The organism is Paenibacillus oleatilyticus (assembly GCF_018998565.1).
GTDB classification, from domain to species: Bacteria; Bacillota; Bacilli; order Paenibacillales; family NBRC-103111; genus Paenibacillus_G; species Paenibacillus_G oleatilyticus.
Genome location: NZ_JAHNZO010000004.1, coordinates 250995 through 265773, shown reverse-complemented (window position 1 = coordinate 265773; position 14779 = coordinate 250995). Strand labels below are relative to the sequence as shown.

Sequence of the window (14779 nt, the reverse complement as noted above, 5' to 3'; positions counted from 1 at the left end):
CCTATTTTTATCGAAGGAGGATTTTATGTTGAAGCCGAACACCATGATTCCCGCTGTCCGGGGATTCAAAGAATTGGAGAAGGCGCTCGCTTCGCCGCACGAAGTTATTTTTTTGTTGGAGGGGGAATTGATCCAATTACAAAGCATCGTAGGGGCGGTCAAGCAAGCGAACAAAAAAATATACCTTCATTTGGAGATGGTGAAAGGGATTAAAGATGACGAGGCTTCGATTCATTTTTTATCCAAGGTGATTAAAATCGACGGGATCATCAGCACCCGGACGTCTTGCCTGCTCCACGCCAAAAAATACGGACTGAGCGCCATTCAGCGCGGCTTCATTATCGACTCCCACTCGATCCGCACGATTATTAATTCGGCCGCTCAAGTGAAGCCGGACTATATCGAGATTTTACCGAGCTTCTCTTATCCCAAACTCAACTTGATCAAAAACGAAACGGGGCTCGATATCATTTTGGGCGGATTCGTCGAAAAGAAGGAGGAGCTGCCCGTTCTGTTCAACGCCGGCGCGATTGCCGTATCGACCAGCCGGATCGAGCTCTGGAGCTGAGTAGAATTGGCGCCTCTCCGTCAGCGGATGAATACGATATAACAGATCTGGCGTTCCGGAGCAGCTCATCGAAAAGGAGAATGATGCGCGAATGTACCCGTCCTTTTTTCTCGCTCATGGCCTGCCGACACTTGTGACGGAGCCGCATAGCTATTCCCGTTTCTTGAAAGCGCTCGGGGCGCAGCTGCCGAAGCCCGCAGGGATTGTCGTATTCAGCGCCCATTGGGAAAGCGAAGTGCAGACGATCGGCGCGGCGGCCGAGCCGGATACGCTGCACGATTTTTTCGGGTTTCCGGAGAAGCTGTACGGTATGTCTTATCCGGCGAAAGGGAATATTTTGCTCGCGATGGGCGTTCGACGGCTGCTCGATGCCGAAGGGATCGCCTGCGCGCTGGACGATACCCGGGGACTCGATCACGGCGTATGGACGCTGCTCTCGCTCATGCATCCCGCGGCGGACGTGCCTGTCGTCCATCTGTCCGTGAATCCGCTGTTGGTACCGGAAGAGCAGTACCGGATCGGCCGGGCGCTCCAGGCTTTGCGCAGCGAGGGGATCATGATCGTCGGCAGCGGCGGAACGGTGCATCATCTTGGCAGATTGCATTGGCAGGACGATGCCGCCGAGCTGTGGGCGAAGCAATTCGACGCCTGGCTGTACGACCGGATTACGGTATGGGATTCGGATGCCTTGTTCGATTACGAGCGGCGTGCGCCGCATGCTTCTCTCGCCGTGCCGACGGCAGAGCACTTCGCGCCTTTGCTGATTGCGATGGGCGCGGCAGACCGCGGCCGGAGAGCGAAGCTGCTGTACCAGAAATATCAGTACGGAACGCTCAGTCTCGGCGCGTGGATGTTTAGTTAGTCTATTCGTGCGCCGAATGAATCAGAAACGATACTTCGCCGCTGTTCGTATGAATTACATAGTTGGCCCCGAGCCCTTTATAAATCAAGCGCGGATGATTCGATTGCGTAATGACATACAGCGGTTCCGAGGTCCAGGTGCGGCAAATGCGGATATAGCGGCAGCACAGGGTCAGGCTGTTCTCGAACAAAAACACTTTGCCGACAGGCCATTCGGGGACGAGCCACGTATTCTCCTCGTTCGTATCCACCATCACAATTCGCTCGGCCCCAAGCTCCTGCAGCCGGGTCTGTTCGGCTTTGTTGTTGACGATGACCGCAAACGGAATGCTGCCGAATTTGAGCTGCCGGATAAACGCTTCCCCGGGCTTATTGGGGGCTGAGACCAAAATAGTTTGCTGTTCCTGTTCCATGATTTTCTCCTCCTAAGGGATATGAGGAGAGAAGGCAATACGAAAGAAGCCTGCGGGGATAGACGAGCTCCGCCGCGGCTTCCTAAGGCACGGAACAAGCCGTGTCCTACGCGTGAAAAGCGATGCCTCTCTCGACTGCGCTGACGAGGTTAGCTGACGGGTTCGGGCGGTGAGAGTCGCCCTACTCTGGCGCATGTGCGGTATGCGCGATTGAGATTCACCCCAATGCGATGGGCGGCACGGCTCTCAGTGTGCGCCGTATCGCTTGTTTTGGTTCCCCCGCTTTCCTGGTAAGGAAATTAAGCGATGTGATTGGATTTTCGAATCAACTTGAGTCGTATCATACGCCTGCGATTTAGCCGGTGTAAAGAAACGCCGCAGCGCGTATTCGGCCTTAGGATATATTTGGAAGGAGAAAGGTGATGCCGATCTCCTTTATTCTGCATGAATCTCTGTATTTCTTCGATTTTCTTGAAAAAGGTGAAAAGCGACGAATTGCGCAGCTTTTGTATCGATAATCAATGCCGGCTCTATATGAATCCGTTTTCACATGCCAAAAAAGCGAAAAGCTCAAAAATAGCGTGCGGTTTCGGATTTTACTTTGCGCGTCGACCGGCGTATGATTCTTGTCAACAACTTGATATTCCAAACCAAACGCTGAATTCCCGAACCGGGAAGCGGGGGAACCAATCGAAACCGCCGATGAGAAGGACGGTTTCATGGGGTGAATCCTTTCGCGCTTGTTTTGCAAGCGCTGGGGTAGGGCACTCTCAAGCCCGAATCCGACAGCTAACCTCGTAAGCGGATTGAGAGAGAACGACGATCGTGCCTCTGCAGCCTGTGTGAATTCCTGTGCTAGAAGCCCGAGAGTAGAGTTTCTCTGCTCTTGGGCTTCTTTTTGTTTTTTTATTGTCCCAAAATACCCCATTTGTATCAGAAAAAGGAGAAATTGTTCATGTTGAAATTAAGCGATCCCCTGCCCGAAGTTAACGAAGGTATCTTGTCGACGAGCCGGATCGGGCTTATTGAGGTCTACCGGTTCGATTGCCGGCTGATTGAGGCCCGCATCGCGGGCAATTGCCGCGACTGCAACTGCGGACTGCTGAAGCTGTCCTCCCACGGCGTGAACGGATGGTCGGAATATATCGTGCCGAACACGCAGCCGTACGCCGATATCGTGCGGTGGACTTCGGTCTTTCTGAAGCTGAAGGGACTGTCCGTTTGCGAAGCCGTCAGCTACGTTCGGAGTCATGCCGCGGCGTGGGGACCAATGCGCACGGACATCGCGGAAGTCGCTCTGGCCGATTTGACCGCGCAGCTGCTTAACCCGTCGGCGGGACATGCTCATGAGGGGACCGCCTTCGAGCGCTCGCGCTTGATCGACCGTTCGCAAGCCTACTGCTCATTCTGAGATCGTGCTCGACCGCACGGGCAAAATGATCGTGAAGGTCGTCCCGGCTCCCTTCTCGCTGTGCACTTCGGTTCGACCGCCCATGCTTCCGATAATGCCGAGCGCGACCATGGTACCGATGCCGGTGCCTTTTTCTTTGGTCGTATAAAACGGGGTGCCGAGCCGGTCGATCTCCGCCTGGGTCATGCCGATGCCTTGATCCGCTATTTCAATCAACAGCTTTCTCTGCCTCCGGTACGCTTTGATTTCCAAGGTTCCCCCGTCGGGCATCGCTTCAATGCCGTTCTTGACAATGTTGATCAGCGACTGGCTGAGCCGGGAAGCATCGGCCTTGAGCTGAAGGCCCTGCTCGATGGAGCTGGCCATGCTGACCGTATTCATGAGCGCGTAAGGGGACATCAATTCGATGATTTGCTTCAGCAACGGCTCCAATTGGATAAGCTGGATCGAATCGGTTTTCGGCTTGGCAATCGCCAAATAATCCGATATGATCGCCTGGGCCCGCTCCAATTCGGTGATCATCACACGCAAGTAATCGGGTTTGGCTTCTTCCGCAATCTGATTTTTGCCCATCAATTGCAAAAAGCCGCTGACAACGGTGAGCGGATTGCGGATTTCATGGGCGAACGAGGCGGCGAGCTCTCCGACAAGATACATTTTTTCTGCGCGCTCCACTTCTTTGCGCAGCTTCATTTTTTCATAAATTCCCTCCACAATGAAAAGCGACATGGCCATCGTGAAGGTCGTGACAAGGATTAAGTACATCAGAAACCAACTGATGAGAAGGTCTTCCCTTCCGGTGCGCAAGCTGGAGAACACGACGGCTGTAAGTGCCCAGACGAGGGTTAAACCGGTGCCGTGGAGGATGCGCTTGATTTTGCGCTGGGCGGGTCGAAAGGGACCGAAGATGATCATCAGCGGAAACACAATCGCGTACACGATCACCGCTGTCACCATCCCTTCTCCGCCGAGCAGCGACCGGAAGCCGAGATAAGCGATGGAAATATAAAGCAGGTTGCGGTGACCACCGTACAAGTAGCAAAGCAGAATCGGCACATAGCGGAGGTCGAAAATATGCCCGGAAACCAGGTGAATCGGAAAAGCCATGCACATCGCCATTGCTACGATGGAGAACAGGAGCAGAAACCACCGGCTGGTGCGTTCCGGCCTGTCTTTGTCGAGACAAACGATTTGATAAAAAAAGATAGATAGAATAATAATAAAGGTGTTCAGCAGCAGGGGAAGAACTTCAATCATAAGACACCTCCTGATGGCGATGGACTATCGAAACCGCAAACGTAATCTTCTGATCCAACCGATCGTTACGATTTCGGACAACGGCGGCATCGTAAATGGTTATTTTCGACAATTTTTCCTTTTTCCCTGCTGTGATTTGTTTGGAGATTCGGAGGTCGTTGGAAACCTTTGGGAAGAAAATGCGTTAAATATATTGAAAAGCGCCGATTTTTCGTCTTTTTGCGCGAAATCGCTTCTAAATCAAGCCTCGCTAGAATACAGATTACTAGAGGACATGCAGATGAGGTGACGTGTATGAAACGAAGAGGATGGAGAAGATGGAGCCGGTTCTGGCGGCGGGGGAGGCTCGCGCTGCTGGCGGGCTGCCTCGCCATGACGGCGGCGGGCTGCAGTCTGACGGGCGGCGGGCAGCCGGACAAGCCCGTCGCTGCGCCGGTCGAGTCGGAGAAGCCCGTTGCGGACCCGCCGCCGACGCTACCGGTTCAGCCGCCGACCTATCAGGCGCCGCTGACCGGGATGATGCTGCCGCAGCCCAGCGACGCCCGGCCGGTGATGGTCATGATCAATAACCATCCCGCGGCGCGGCCGCAAAGCGGGCTGACGCAGGCGGACGTTTTGTTCGAAGTGTTGGCCGAAGGCGAAGTGACGCGGCTCGTGGCGCTGTTCCAGAGCAGCGCGTTCGCGGAGCCGATCGGTCCGGTGCGCAGCATTCGGCCGTATTTTATCGATATCGGCAAAAGCTTCGGGGCCATCCAGGTGCATGCGGGCGGCAGTCCGGATGCGTACGAGCAGCTTCGGAAAGAGAAGATCGCCGATCTGGACGAGATTACGAATGCCGGGCCTTATTTCTGGCGGGAGAAGTCGCGGAAAGCTCCGCACAACCTGTATACGAATCTGGAGAACATCCGTACAGGCGCGCAAAAGCGGGGGCTGGACGAGCAAGGCCCGACGGGAACGGTATACGCCTTTGCGAAAAACGAAGCGGAAGCGGTCGGGACGATGGGGACGACGGCGCAGGATGCGCCCAAGGTAGACATTACCTTTCTGTGGAAAAGCTATGTCGTCTCTTACGAATATGATCCGGCCGGCGGCAAGTACCAACGCTCGATCAACGGCAGCAAGCATACCGATCTTAACAACGATCAGCCGCTGAGCGCTTCCAATGTGGTCGTGATGGGCACCGATCACAAGGTGCTGGACAAGGAAGGCCGCCTCGACGTTCGGCTGACCGGCAAAGGTCCCGCGCTGCTGTTCCAGCAGGGCAAGGTGAAGTCGCTGGAGTGGAGGCGGGATAAGGCGAACGATCCGGTCCGCTATTACGAGCAAGGTCGCGAAGCCGCGTTCCGGCCGGGGCAGACGCACATTATGATCGTACCGCTGAACCCGTCGTTTGAGAGCCACGTGACGTATGGCGCCTCCGGCGGCGGCTCGGGAAAGCCGGACCCCGCTTAGCGGGGCCGGAATGGACGTTACAGCAGTGCCGGTTTCTCCAGAAGGACGCGCCAATCGTCAATTTGCAGCGATTGCAGCGCCCCGTCCGTGCCTTCGTCGGCCTGCACGGAAAAGTATTCGCGTCCGGAAGCGGGGCCGCCAAGGATAAACTGCTCGACCAGCCGCGCCTGATCCTCCGTATCGGCGGTCCGCCGCACCCAGGACGGAAAAGCGTGCCGCTTGCGGCCCATTTGCTCGTGAACGACGCGCAGTCCGGACGCTTCTGCAAGCGCCTTCCATTCGTGGACCGGCAAGCAGCGGACGTGGCTTGGGTCGCGCATCGCCTCGAAGCGGTTCATGAAAGCGGCCAAGGCGTCGTCCTCCGGGGCGACGTTGTCGATGAACATAAACCGTCCGCCGGGCTTTAGCACGCGCGCTGCTTCCTGGATAAAGAGCGAGGGGTTCGGGAAATGATGCGCAGCGATCCGGCAGGCGACTGCATCGAAGGCGGCGTCCAGAAACGGCAACTGCTCCGCATCCGCGACGGTGTACAGAATGTTATCGCATCCCCGGCCCGCCAGGTGAGCGGCCGCCGCGGCCAGCATGGGCCGGGTCAAATCGGTCGCGACAACGTACCGGACACAGGGAGAAAGCTTCCCGGCCGCATGGCCTCCACCGGTCGCGATATCGAGCACCCGCCACTCGGGGCGGGGTTCGAGCCACTGAAGCATTATCTCAAGGTCGTCTCCTTGCGCGTGTCCCTCGCTGGCCACATATTTCTCCGCATGCTTGCCGAATTGCTCCTGAACGCGTGCTTTAACGCTCCGATCCTGATCCATCGTCATCCCTCCTTTTATTTCATTTGATGAAACTTAATATCATATAATGAAATTTGATGGCTTTATTTTATCATAAACCGGTCAGAAGACAAGAGGAGCTGCGCTCTGGGGGCCGTTACGCGCCAAATGACGGGCAAGCGTCCGATAAACGAGAGGCGAGCCGCCGGTGCGGACACCAAACGGCTCTTGAGAGAAGCAATCTGCGGATCGACCTTGCGGCATCCATCGTTCACAACCTGACGGAAGCCGGCGTATTATGCTTCTTGCGATATATCACAGCTCCGTAAAAAGCCCGGTGCGTCACTCGGAAGATCGAGGCTTGCGCACCGCCTTTGCCAGAAGCGAGGCGTAATATTCAGCGCCTTCGGCGTTCAAATGGACGCCGTCGGCAGCGAAGAAGGAAGCTTTGCCCGCGCTTGCGGCATGCCAATCGACGAGCGTCGTGTTGGCGAAGCGGTCGGAGGCTTCCTTCAGCATGTCGTTCACCGTACCTTCCCATGGACGGGGAACGCGCGTATTTACCAGCACGATTTGCCTGGCATCAGCCAAGGAGTGCAGCAGCGATTCCAGCTGTTTCTTGGAGAACGCTCCGTTCGTGCCCAGCTCGATGATGATCCGGGAGCCGAGCTTTCCTTTCGACCGGAGACGGTCAGCGACCTCCTGCGCCTGAGCCAATTGTCTTCCGACCTTGCCGTCGATGACGATACCGGGCAGCTGCTTCTCCAGCTGCGCAGCGGTGCCGAGCAGAACCGAATCTCCGATCGCGGTAACCCCTGTCCCCGCTTCTTCTTCAGGAGCGGCCTCCGGGGTAACGGGAGGGGCGGTTTCAGCAACGGCTTCGGCGGCTTCATCCGTCTTCGGACCCGACGCTTCCGTCACCGTGCCCGTCCCGTTTCCTTGATCCGGCTGGGGCGCCGGTGCTGGGGCGGGCACAGCGATCCCTTCACTTCCCTCGGCCAAGGCATTGGTAACGGTGGGGGGCTGCGGGCTTTCTCCCAGGCAGGAAGCGCAGATGAACAAAATGAGCAGCGCCGATACGATCCATCGCATGTCTGGCTGGGGGAGCCGTTTCCGGTACCGGCCGAACAGCTGCGCTCCCCAAGCTTTCACACCTCTCCGACGAATAGGCTCCTCCACGAATTTCCAAGATAAAGCCGCAAGTCCGATGGTAGCGGTCAGCTGCAGGGCGGCGCGCGCCAAGCTGATTCCGTCGCTGCCGCTTGGCGGACCGGTCAGAACGATAACGGGATAATGCCACAAATAAATGCCGTACGATCGTACGCCGAGCCAGCGCAGCGGTTGACAGCCCAGGATGCGTCCGAGCTGGCCGGACGGGTGGGCAAGCGCCGCTACCGTGACTGCCACCGCCAGAGACAACAGTACAAATCCGCCCTGATATAAGAAAGCGTCGTACTGGCCGCTTCGGACGATCATCAGCAGAACGGCGAACAGTCCAGCCGTCCCAGCCGAATCCACGATCCGCCTGACGCGGACAGATGTGCCGGTGGAGAGCTTTCCGCTCGGCCAGACGACCGCGAGCGCGGCTCCGATCAGCAGGCCGAAGGCTCTGGTGTCGGTTCCGTAATAAATCCGGCTCGGATCGGTGCCGGGCTCGTATAGCAGCGCCATGGCGGCCGCCGAAGCGGCTGCGCCGACCAGCATGGCTCCGGCAAGCCAGCCCCGCCGGGGCTGCAAGCGCAGCCCGAGTGCCAAAAGCAAGGGCCACAGCAAATAAAACTGCTCCTCCACCGCAAGCGACCAGAAATGGCCGAGCGGGGAAGGGGGGCCGAGGCTTTCGAAATAAGATACCTCGCGGTACACCAGCCACCAGTTGCTGACATAGGCCAGTGCCGCCAGGAAGTCTCCCTGAAGCGCCGGCAGCCGGGAGCGGTCGACCAGCCATATCCACGCCGCAACCGCCGAGAGGAGGACCAGCATGGCCGGAAGCAGCCGCCGGAAGCGCCGCAGCCAGAAGCTTTTCAGATTCAGCCGTCCTTCTCTCCGCCATTCGGCGATCAATAAATCCGTAATCAGATAACCGGACAGGACGAAAAATATCCCGACACCGAGCAGCCCGCCGGGCGCCCACCCGGGGTGAAGGTGATAAGCGATGACGGCCAGTACGGCCAGAGCCCGCAGGCCGTCGATTCCGGGCATGTACCGGCTTTTTCCTTCGATCGGTGATGGCATTGCTTTTCCCTCTTTCCTTAGCTCGTAGGACTTCATCTTATAGCGAAAAGAGGCGGATTTTGTAACAAAAAAGTTACATCTGTGCTGAATCGAACTATTTCCGTTTTCAAAGCGTATTTACTGTGAATACGGGAACCGGAGGATCGTTCATTGAAGGAATATTTGATCTCGGAAGAGCAATCGCGGGCATGGTTTGAAGAACATTCTCCCTACGTCTACGGGATTGCCCTCATGATGACTAAGTCTGCCATGCTGGCCGACGACATTACGCAGGAAACCTTTTTGCGCGCTTACCGGAAATTTCATTTGTACGATCCCGCCAAGCCTTTGCGTCCGTGGCTGTACCGGATTACGTTAAATATGGTGCGGAGCACGCTTCGCAAGCAGCGCTGGCTTACCTTTTTCGGTCAACTGCCGGTTGAAGCCGGGACGGATTCCGTAGAGGATCTGATCCTAAAAAGCGAAAGCGAGCATGAACTATGGCAGGTGGTGAACCGCTTGTCTCCGAAAAGAAAAGAGGTCCTTATTCTGGTCTACTATGTCGGGTTGTCTTTGCAGGAGACCGCCTCCCTGTTGAACATTCGTCTGGGAACATGCAAGTCAAGGCTGCATGCGGCGCTTGAGCAGCTAAGGAACGACGATGCCGAGAACTACCAACTGACGTCGATCAAGGAGGGGCTTAAATGACTTTGCATTTGGATCAAAAGGGAAGAGAGAAGGATGGGTCCATGGAATCGTCGGAGGCTGTGCAAAGCCGTTTGAAGCGGCTGTCGCCTTCCTTTACGTTCGAGGAGCTGTGGGAGCTTCACCAGCAATCCGCCAGAGGGGGCATGACGCTGCGGAAAAAGAGGATGATTCTAGGGTATGCGGTTATTCTTTGCGCGATCCTGCTGACGGGAATCGGCCTCTATTCTCCAAGCGTAGGCGCTGCTCTGCAAAAAGTATTTTTTATCGATTTATTCTATAAAAATGTACGAGGCGGTATGAACAGCGGGCTATATCAGATTGAGAGGCAAAATCTTGGCACGGCAACTGACGTATCGGTTACGGATCAGAATATTCAGCTTACCGTTGCCGAGGTGTTCTACGACGGGATTCAATTTGTGGTCAACTACCAAGTGGACTATCTCAAAAAGAAGAAGATTACAGAAGAAGACGCGGCAGTGTATTATAATTACAAATTTAAAGATGCTCACCCCACGATGATAGGCACGCATGCATTTACAATTACCAGTGATCATGCCTTCATCGGGACGACGGTGTTCAATACCGAACCGCTGCCGGAGAATGCGCGGCTTCAGATCGAGATCCGGCGAATCGGGACGACGGACGGGAATTGGGATGTTACGGTTCCGGTATCGCTGAACAAAGCCAAACCGCTAACCAAAATCGTTCGGCCTCAAATTGCCGGCGATTATGAGGGCAAGAAATTTATGGTCGATCAAATTACCTTTACTCCAGTGGGCACCCAAGTTGTCATCAAGACAGACCATTCGGGAAGTTTATCTTATTTCTTGGAGGATGATCTGGAGACTCACTTCGATGGAGGAGGCGGGATGGGAGGAAATGGGGAGGACCGCAATAATTTTAGTCCGCTTTCCGAAATTAATCCAAAGCCTGCTTATGTTACTTTACTGGTAAAAGATTTGACAAGCGAGCAATCCAATACGCTGCAGCAGCGGGAGGAATATGCGGACTATACCGGTCCCGGAAGCTTGCCGGTCACGTTAAAGGGAGCACGGGGAGGAAAAGTTACGATTACCGATGTCCAATTTCTGGAGGACTCTGCGGTCGTCTATTACGAAGCCAGCGATGCCGTCAATCAGAGACCTTTCCTCATTTTGGAAGATTCGTCGGGTGAACGTTTCACATCCCAAAAAAAAGAAGTTCGGACTTCGAGAGATTCGTTCGCCTACAAGCTGCAATATCCGAAGCTTCCTTCAGACCGGTTTACATTTAAACTGATCGTTAACGAGTATTCCCAAGAGCCTAAAGAACCGGTGAAAATAAAAATTCCGATCGATTGGGAATGAGTCGATATAACACAGCAAGTCCGGTTCCCGGGGCATGATGCCTCCGGAGACCGGACTTGCTTTCGTAAAGGATGCGAAGTAAGCGCGTTCAATGCTTATTGGTTAACTTACTGCGGCTGCAAGTAAGTTTTCACCTGCCGCTTCCACAGTTCGACATAAGAGCCCATGGCCCATTGAATCATGACGACCGATTCCTTCGGCTGGAGCGGCAGCGTCATGAGAGGGATCGGAATCCACTGGTCTGCATACGGGTAGATGATAATATTTTGCTCGGTGACGACGGCGACCATATCGCGGTTCGGGGAGGAGAAGGCATCCACCGCCCCCGGCTGCACCCGCACGATATCGCGCCAGGGAACGGCCAGCTCGTCGTGCGAGACGACCGATTGGGGCAGCGCGAGCGGCACTTCCCGCAAGCGGTACGCTGTGCCTTCTGCTGCGCCGTTTGCCGGGCCGTCATAGGAAGCGAGCTGCGCCGTCCATTTCCCTTGCTTGCGGGCGATGGTCCAGCTCTCGCCGGAAAGATCGGCTGCGGCGAGCTCCGCGTGTCCCGAGCCTGCCGGCGGCGGCGCAGGCTTCAGCTCCTTCAGCACGGGGACGGCCGCAGCGGCGAATACGCTGCGCAGCGTGACGTGCGGCTCCGAGAGCGGGGCGGGCGCCCGCCGGCCCGGGGCGATCTGCTCCAGCTCTTTCACCCACACATAGTCCTGCTGCGCCGGGGATGGGGCTGCGCCGCTTTTGCCCGCCGTCGTTTGCGCCACGGCAACGTAGCGGTTGCCGGCGAACATCAGCTTCTCCGCCCGGACGATAGTCTGTGCCGGCTTTCCGCGGTCTGTGCTGCCGCTTGTCTTCGGCTTGGCCGAGGCCAAATGGGCTGTCAGCGTATGCGTTTCCTGCGAGCCGGTTGCTTTCGGCTCGTTTTCGATTTTCCAGAAATCAAGCTTATACGGCATTAGAATGCCTTCGCCTTCCGCCGTCTTTTGCAACCGGTTCCGGTCCGGTGCGATAAGCACGGTGCGATATGTGCTGGGAGCCTGAGGGTTTTCCGCTGCGGGCGCATCGGAGCGCAGGCCGATCAACAGCGCCGACCGGACGGTGGCTTCCCAATCCGGGCCGTGGGGCGCGGGAGCGGCTGCGGAGGGCTGCTGCAGCTCCGGCTTCTCCGCCGCCTCCTGCTGCATGAGAGGGAGAGGGCGGTTGTCCGTCACGAACAAGAATAGAAGAGCCGACGCCAGTACGGCGGAAACGCCGGTACTCCAGGCGCTCCACCTGCGAGGCCTGCGAACGGCGACCTGGTTATCGATGCGTTCTTCGATGCGCTTGCGCAAGCTGTCGTTGAACCCGTTTTGGCTGAACGGCCCGCGGGCCAATTCTTTCTTGAGCTCATTATCCATCGGATCCAAGGCTTCGACTCTCCTTCATCTTCGATATTTTCCCCCGTGCGTGGAACAGCCTCGATTTAATCGTTCCTTCGCTTACGCCGAGCACCTCCGCCATCTCTTTCATAGACAGCTGATGGTGAGCATACAGGATCAGCACCTCGCGGTATTTGACGGGCAGCTTCAGCACCATATCCCACATCTCGTTCAAGGCCATTTTGCTGAGCACCTCGTGTTCCGTAGAAGCGGCGGCCTGCTCGTACTCCCCGCGCGAGGCGATGAAGTCGACGAGCGTCACCTTGCGGTAGAAGGCCGACTTGCGGTAATCGAGCGTCATGTTGCGGGTGATGGCGAGCAGCCACGTCTTCACCGAGGATTCGCTGCGGAACGTGCTCAAATTGCGGTAAACCTTGATGAAAACCTCTTGGGTTATATCGTCAGCCTGATCCCACTTCCGTGTGATGCTGTAGGCGTAATTCCAAACGTCTTTTCCGTACGCGTTCATCAGCTCGTTCAAAATGGCTTTCTTGTCGGAGCTCGCGGACAGGTATTTCAAATAGTCAAAATTGACATTCGATTCCAAAGCTGCCACCTCTAATTTTAGACGATCTCCCCGACGTTACGGTTCAATCGGAACGGAGCAGGACCCGCAAAGGGGCCCCGGCCCGTACCTTCTCTACCCAGTGTACTTCGATCGTCCGACGAAAGAAAGGGGCAAAATGCGGCTGACGAAACATCAACCGCTTCCAGCTCGCCGGTTACCCGGCCATATTGTTTTTCGCGTCCTGCGGACTGAACACGGAAATGTGGTCGACCTTGCCGGTGGCAGCCGGAATGACGAATTTCAACTCGAACTGCTCGCTTGCTTGATAGACGTAGATCTGATCGTCGCCGTTCTTCGACGTCTCCTTCGGTTTGCCGAACGTCTTCTCGATGGCGGGCAGCGTCAGCTTGTGAAGCTCCGGATCGTAGGAGCGGACATCGAAGATCAGCTCGCCTTTGTTGAAGCCGAACGTGATGCCGCGTTTCTTGTAGGTGGCGTATAACCCTTTGCCGGCCGAATCGATCTGATCCGCCTTGCCCCACTTTTTCTCGACTTCGTCAATCAGACCCGTGTGTGCGGCGAATTCGCTGCCTTTCACCAGACCTTTGCGCGCGAGGACCAGCATATCCTTGAGCTGCGTTTCGACAGACGCGGAGTCTGGCTCCGCGTTCGAAGGCGCTGCGGGAGAAGACGGCGCAGGCTTGACCGGGGCTTCCGGCGTTGTGGCCGCCCCCGGCTGCTGCGATGGAGCTGCAGCTTCGGACGGTTTGGACGTCCCGGACGATGCGGATGGAGCACCGGACTGGCAGGCGGTCAGCGCAAGCAGACCGGCGGCCGCTGCGGTGAGCAGCTTCATTCTCTTGATCGTATGCATGCGGCAAGCACTCCTTTGCTGAGAGATGAGTTGCGGCTTGACCGAATTGGTCATGCAAGCCTTACTCTTTCTTTACCCCAAGCTCGGGCACCGTAACGAAGGCATACCCGTCCTGCTTCAGCGCTTCGATCATGTGCGGCAGCGCCTCTACCGTATTGTCCAGCTTGCCGTTTTTCCCGCCGAAGCTGTGCATCAGGATGATGCCGCCGTTCTTCGTCCGATTGCGGACGAGCTCTACCATGTCGGCCGGGGCGGCTCCGCTCCAATCCTTCGTATCGACCGTCCAAAAGACGAGCTGACGCCCCGCGGAGGTCAGGCTGCGCTTGATCGAAGCGTTGACGGCGCCGTAAGGGGTCCGAACCATCGGGGTGGAGGAGCCGATCACTTTTTCGATCGCTTCGTCCGTGCTCTTGATTTCTTTTTGAATCTGGTCGGATGACAGCTTGGTCAGGTTGGCATGATCCCAGGAATGATTGCCGATGGAATGGCCTTCGTCATGAATGCGTTTCAGCACATCCGGGTGATTGACTACCTGCCTGCCTACGACGAAGAAGGTGGCCTTCACTTCATGCTGCTTCAAAATATCCAGCACCTGCGGCGTATACTTGTTATCCGGGCCGTCGTCGAACGTCAGCGCTACTTGCTTCGTCGCTTTGACCGGCCCGGAATTTTCTTGCTGCACGGCGGCTCCCGGCTTACTCTCCGGCGTCCGTCCGTCGGAAGGCTGCACGGCCGGCGCAGTCGGCGAACCGGCCTCTTGAGAGGATTTCGGGTCCCCCGTATATTTTGCGTGGGTCGCCTGCTCGGGGATTACCCCTGCTGCAGACGCGTTGTCCGGCGTTCGGGTCTCGTGCTGGCCGGGAGATAGCGGCTGCCGCGTCTCCGCCGCATGGATGCCGAACATGACAATCGTCGTGGCGCTGAGCAGCGATGCGCCGAGTACGACGAGTTTTCGGTCGGATAGGATTCGTATGGCCAT

At 56.6% G+C, this 14779-nt stretch carries 14 protein-coding genes and 2 riboswitches; of the genes, 6 read left to right on the top strand and 8 right to left on the bottom strand.

All coding sequences use genetic code 11. The annotated features are described in order from the left end of the window. The first annotated feature begins 25 nt into the window (after nucleotides 1-25). Entirely contained in the window at nucleotides 26-568 is a 543-nt protein-coding gene (locus KQX66_RS07540; protein ID WP_010497591.1) for a glycerol-3-phosphate responsive antiterminator, read from the top strand. 91 nt (nucleotides 569-659) lie between these two features. After that, nucleotides 660-1430, top strand: coding sequence for a DODA-type extradiol aromatic ring-opening family dioxygenase (locus KQX66_RS07535; RefSeq protein ID WP_216791578.1), 771 nt, complete (start codon nucleotides 660-662; stop codon nucleotides 1428-1430). A 1-nt stretch (nucleotide 1431) separates the two neighbouring features. Here the strand turns inward: KQX66_RS07535 and KQX66_RS07530 are convergent, their stop codons facing one another. Beyond that, nucleotides 1432-1842, bottom strand: a complete 411-nt coding sequence (locus tag KQX66_RS07530) for a hypothetical protein (RefSeq protein WP_216791576.1) — start codon at nucleotides 1840-1842, stop codon at nucleotides 1432-1434. Between the two features lie 123 nt (nucleotides 1843-1965). Beyond that, a riboswitch (cyclic di-AMP (ydaO/yuaA leader) is annotated at nucleotides 1966-2158 on the bottom strand. Between the two features lie 329 nt (nucleotides 2159-2487). Continuing rightward, nucleotides 2488-2662: riboswitch (cyclic di-AMP (ydaO/yuaA leader) on the top strand. 135 nt (nucleotides 2663-2797) lie between these two features. On the opposite strand from KQX66_RS07530, the gene KQX66_RS07525 reads away from it, so the two are divergent. After that, the gene (locus tag KQX66_RS07525; protein ID WP_216791574.1) at nucleotides 2798-3253 is read left to right on the top strand and encodes a hypothetical protein; all 456 of its coding nucleotides are present in this window, start codon (nucleotides 2798-2800) and stop codon (nucleotides 3251-3253) included. Here the strand turns inward: KQX66_RS07525 and KQX66_RS07520 are convergent. Continuing rightward, nucleotides 3245-4510, bottom strand: a complete 1266-nt coding sequence (locus KQX66_RS07520) for an ATP-binding protein (protein WP_216791572.1) — start codon at nucleotides 4508-4510, stop codon at nucleotides 3245-3247. The two genes, KQX66_RS07525 and KQX66_RS07520, sit on opposite strands and share 9 nt — an antisense overlap. Before the next feature lie 294 nt (nucleotides 4511-4804). Between KQX66_RS07520 and KQX66_RS07515 the strand changes: the two genes are divergently transcribed. Then, on the top strand, nucleotides 4805-5962 hold the full coding sequence (locus KQX66_RS07515; RefSeq protein ID WP_253956987.1) for a DUF3048 domain-containing protein: 1158 nt from the start codon (nucleotides 4805-4807) through the stop codon (nucleotides 5960-5962). Between the two features lie 17 nt (nucleotides 5963-5979). On the opposite strand, the gene KQX66_RS07510 is transcribed toward KQX66_RS07515, so the two are convergent. Next, complete coding sequence (locus KQX66_RS07510; RefSeq protein ID WP_216791569.1) at nucleotides 5980-6780, bottom strand: class I SAM-dependent methyltransferase; 801 nt, start codon at nucleotides 6778-6780, stop codon at nucleotides 5980-5982. A 300-nt stretch (nucleotides 6781-7080) separates the two neighbouring features. Next, nucleotides 7081-8970 (bottom strand): acyltransferase family protein, encoded by a 1890-nt coding sequence (locus tag KQX66_RS07505; protein WP_216791567.1) that lies wholly within the window; start codon nucleotides 8968-8970, stop codon nucleotides 7081-7083. Between the two features lie 150 nt (nucleotides 8971-9120). On the opposite strand from KQX66_RS07505, the gene KQX66_RS07500 reads away from it, so the two are divergent. Together KQX66_RS07500 and KQX66_RS07495 are read left to right on the top strand one after the other, a co-directional pair. Beyond that, complete coding sequence (locus KQX66_RS07500) at nucleotides 9121-9657, top strand: RNA polymerase sigma factor (RefSeq protein ID WP_216791564.1); 537 nt, start codon at nucleotides 9121-9123, stop codon at nucleotides 9655-9657. Next, nucleotides 9654-11003, top strand: a complete 1350-nt coding sequence (locus KQX66_RS07495) for a DUF4179 domain-containing protein (protein ID WP_216791562.1) — start codon at nucleotides 9654-9656, stop codon at nucleotides 11001-11003. Before KQX66_RS07500 ends, KQX66_RS07495 begins: the two co-directional genes overlap by 4 nt. A 107-nt stretch (nucleotides 11004-11110) precedes the next feature. Here the strand turns inward: KQX66_RS07495 and KQX66_RS07490 are convergent, their stop codons facing one another. From KQX66_RS07490 to KQX66_RS07475, 4 genes are all read right to left on the bottom strand, one after another. Continuing rightward, on the bottom strand, nucleotides 11111-12406 hold the full coding sequence (locus tag KQX66_RS07490; protein ID WP_216791560.1) for a hypothetical protein: 1296 nt from the start codon (nucleotides 12404-12406) through the stop codon (nucleotides 11111-11113). Beyond that, a complete protein-coding gene (locus KQX66_RS07485; RefSeq protein WP_216791557.1) occupies nucleotides 12390-12965 on the bottom strand; it encodes a sigma-70 family RNA polymerase sigma factor in 576 nt (191 codons plus the stop codon). The genes KQX66_RS07490 and KQX66_RS07485 overlap by 17 nt, the downstream gene beginning before the upstream one ends. 175 nt (nucleotides 12966-13140) lie before the next feature. Further along, nucleotides 13141-13800 carry a YjgB family protein gene (locus KQX66_RS07480; RefSeq protein ID WP_253956986.1) on the bottom strand — a complete coding sequence of 220 codons (660 nt, stop codon included), beginning with the start codon at nucleotides 13798-13800 and terminating at the stop codon, nucleotides 13141-13143. A 61-nt stretch (nucleotides 13801-13861) separates the two neighbouring features. Continuing rightward, complete coding sequence (locus KQX66_RS07475; RefSeq protein WP_216791555.1) at nucleotides 13862-14779, bottom strand: polysaccharide deacetylase family protein; 918 nt, start codon at nucleotides 14777-14779, stop codon at nucleotides 13862-13864.

What these genes read in the sequence shown, in the direction of transcription:
- KQX66_RS07540 (WP_010497591.1), top strand. Translation starts at nt 26, where the DNA reads ATGTTGAAGCCGAACACCATGATTCCCGCTGTCCGGGGATTCAAAGAA.
- KQX66_RS07480 (WP_253956986.1), bottom strand. Translation starts at nt 13,800, where the DNA reads ATGCATACGATCAAGAGAATGAAGCTGCTCACCGCAGCGGCCGCCGGT.
- KQX66_RS07505 (WP_216791567.1), bottom strand. Translation starts at nt 8,970, where the DNA reads ATGCCATCACCGATCGAAGGAAAAAGCCGGTACATGCCCGGAATCGAC.
- KQX66_RS07475 (WP_216791555.1), bottom strand. Translation starts at nt 14,779, where the DNA reads ATGGCCATACGAATCCTATCCGACCGAAAACTCGTCGTACTCGGCGCA.
- KQX66_RS07515 (WP_253956987.1), top strand. Translation starts at nt 4,805, where the DNA reads ATGAAACGAAGAGGATGGAGAAGATGGAGCCGGTTCTGGCGGCGGGGG.
- KQX66_RS07520 (WP_216791572.1), bottom strand. Translation starts at nt 4,510, where the DNA reads ATGATTGAAGTTCTTCCCCTGCTGCTGAACACCTTTATTATTATTCTA.
- KQX66_RS07510 (WP_216791569.1), bottom strand. Translation starts at nt 6,780, where the DNA reads ATGGATCAGGATCGGAGCGTTAAAGCACGCGTTCAGGAGCAATTCGGC.
- KQX66_RS07525 (WP_216791574.1), top strand. Translation starts at nt 2,798, where the DNA reads ATGTTGAAATTAAGCGATCCCCTGCCCGAAGTTAACGAAGGTATCTTG.
- KQX66_RS07535 (WP_216791578.1), top strand. Translation starts at nt 660, where the DNA reads ATGTACCCGTCCTTTTTTCTCGCTCATGGCCTGCCGACACTTGTGACG.
- KQX66_RS07530 (WP_216791576.1), bottom strand. Translation starts at nt 1,842, where the DNA reads ATGGAACAGGAACAGCAAACTATTTTGGTCTCAGCCCCCAATAAGCCC.
- KQX66_RS07495 (WP_216791562.1), top strand. Translation starts at nt 9,654, where the DNA reads ATGACTTTGCATTTGGATCAAAAGGGAAGAGAGAAGGATGGGTCCATG.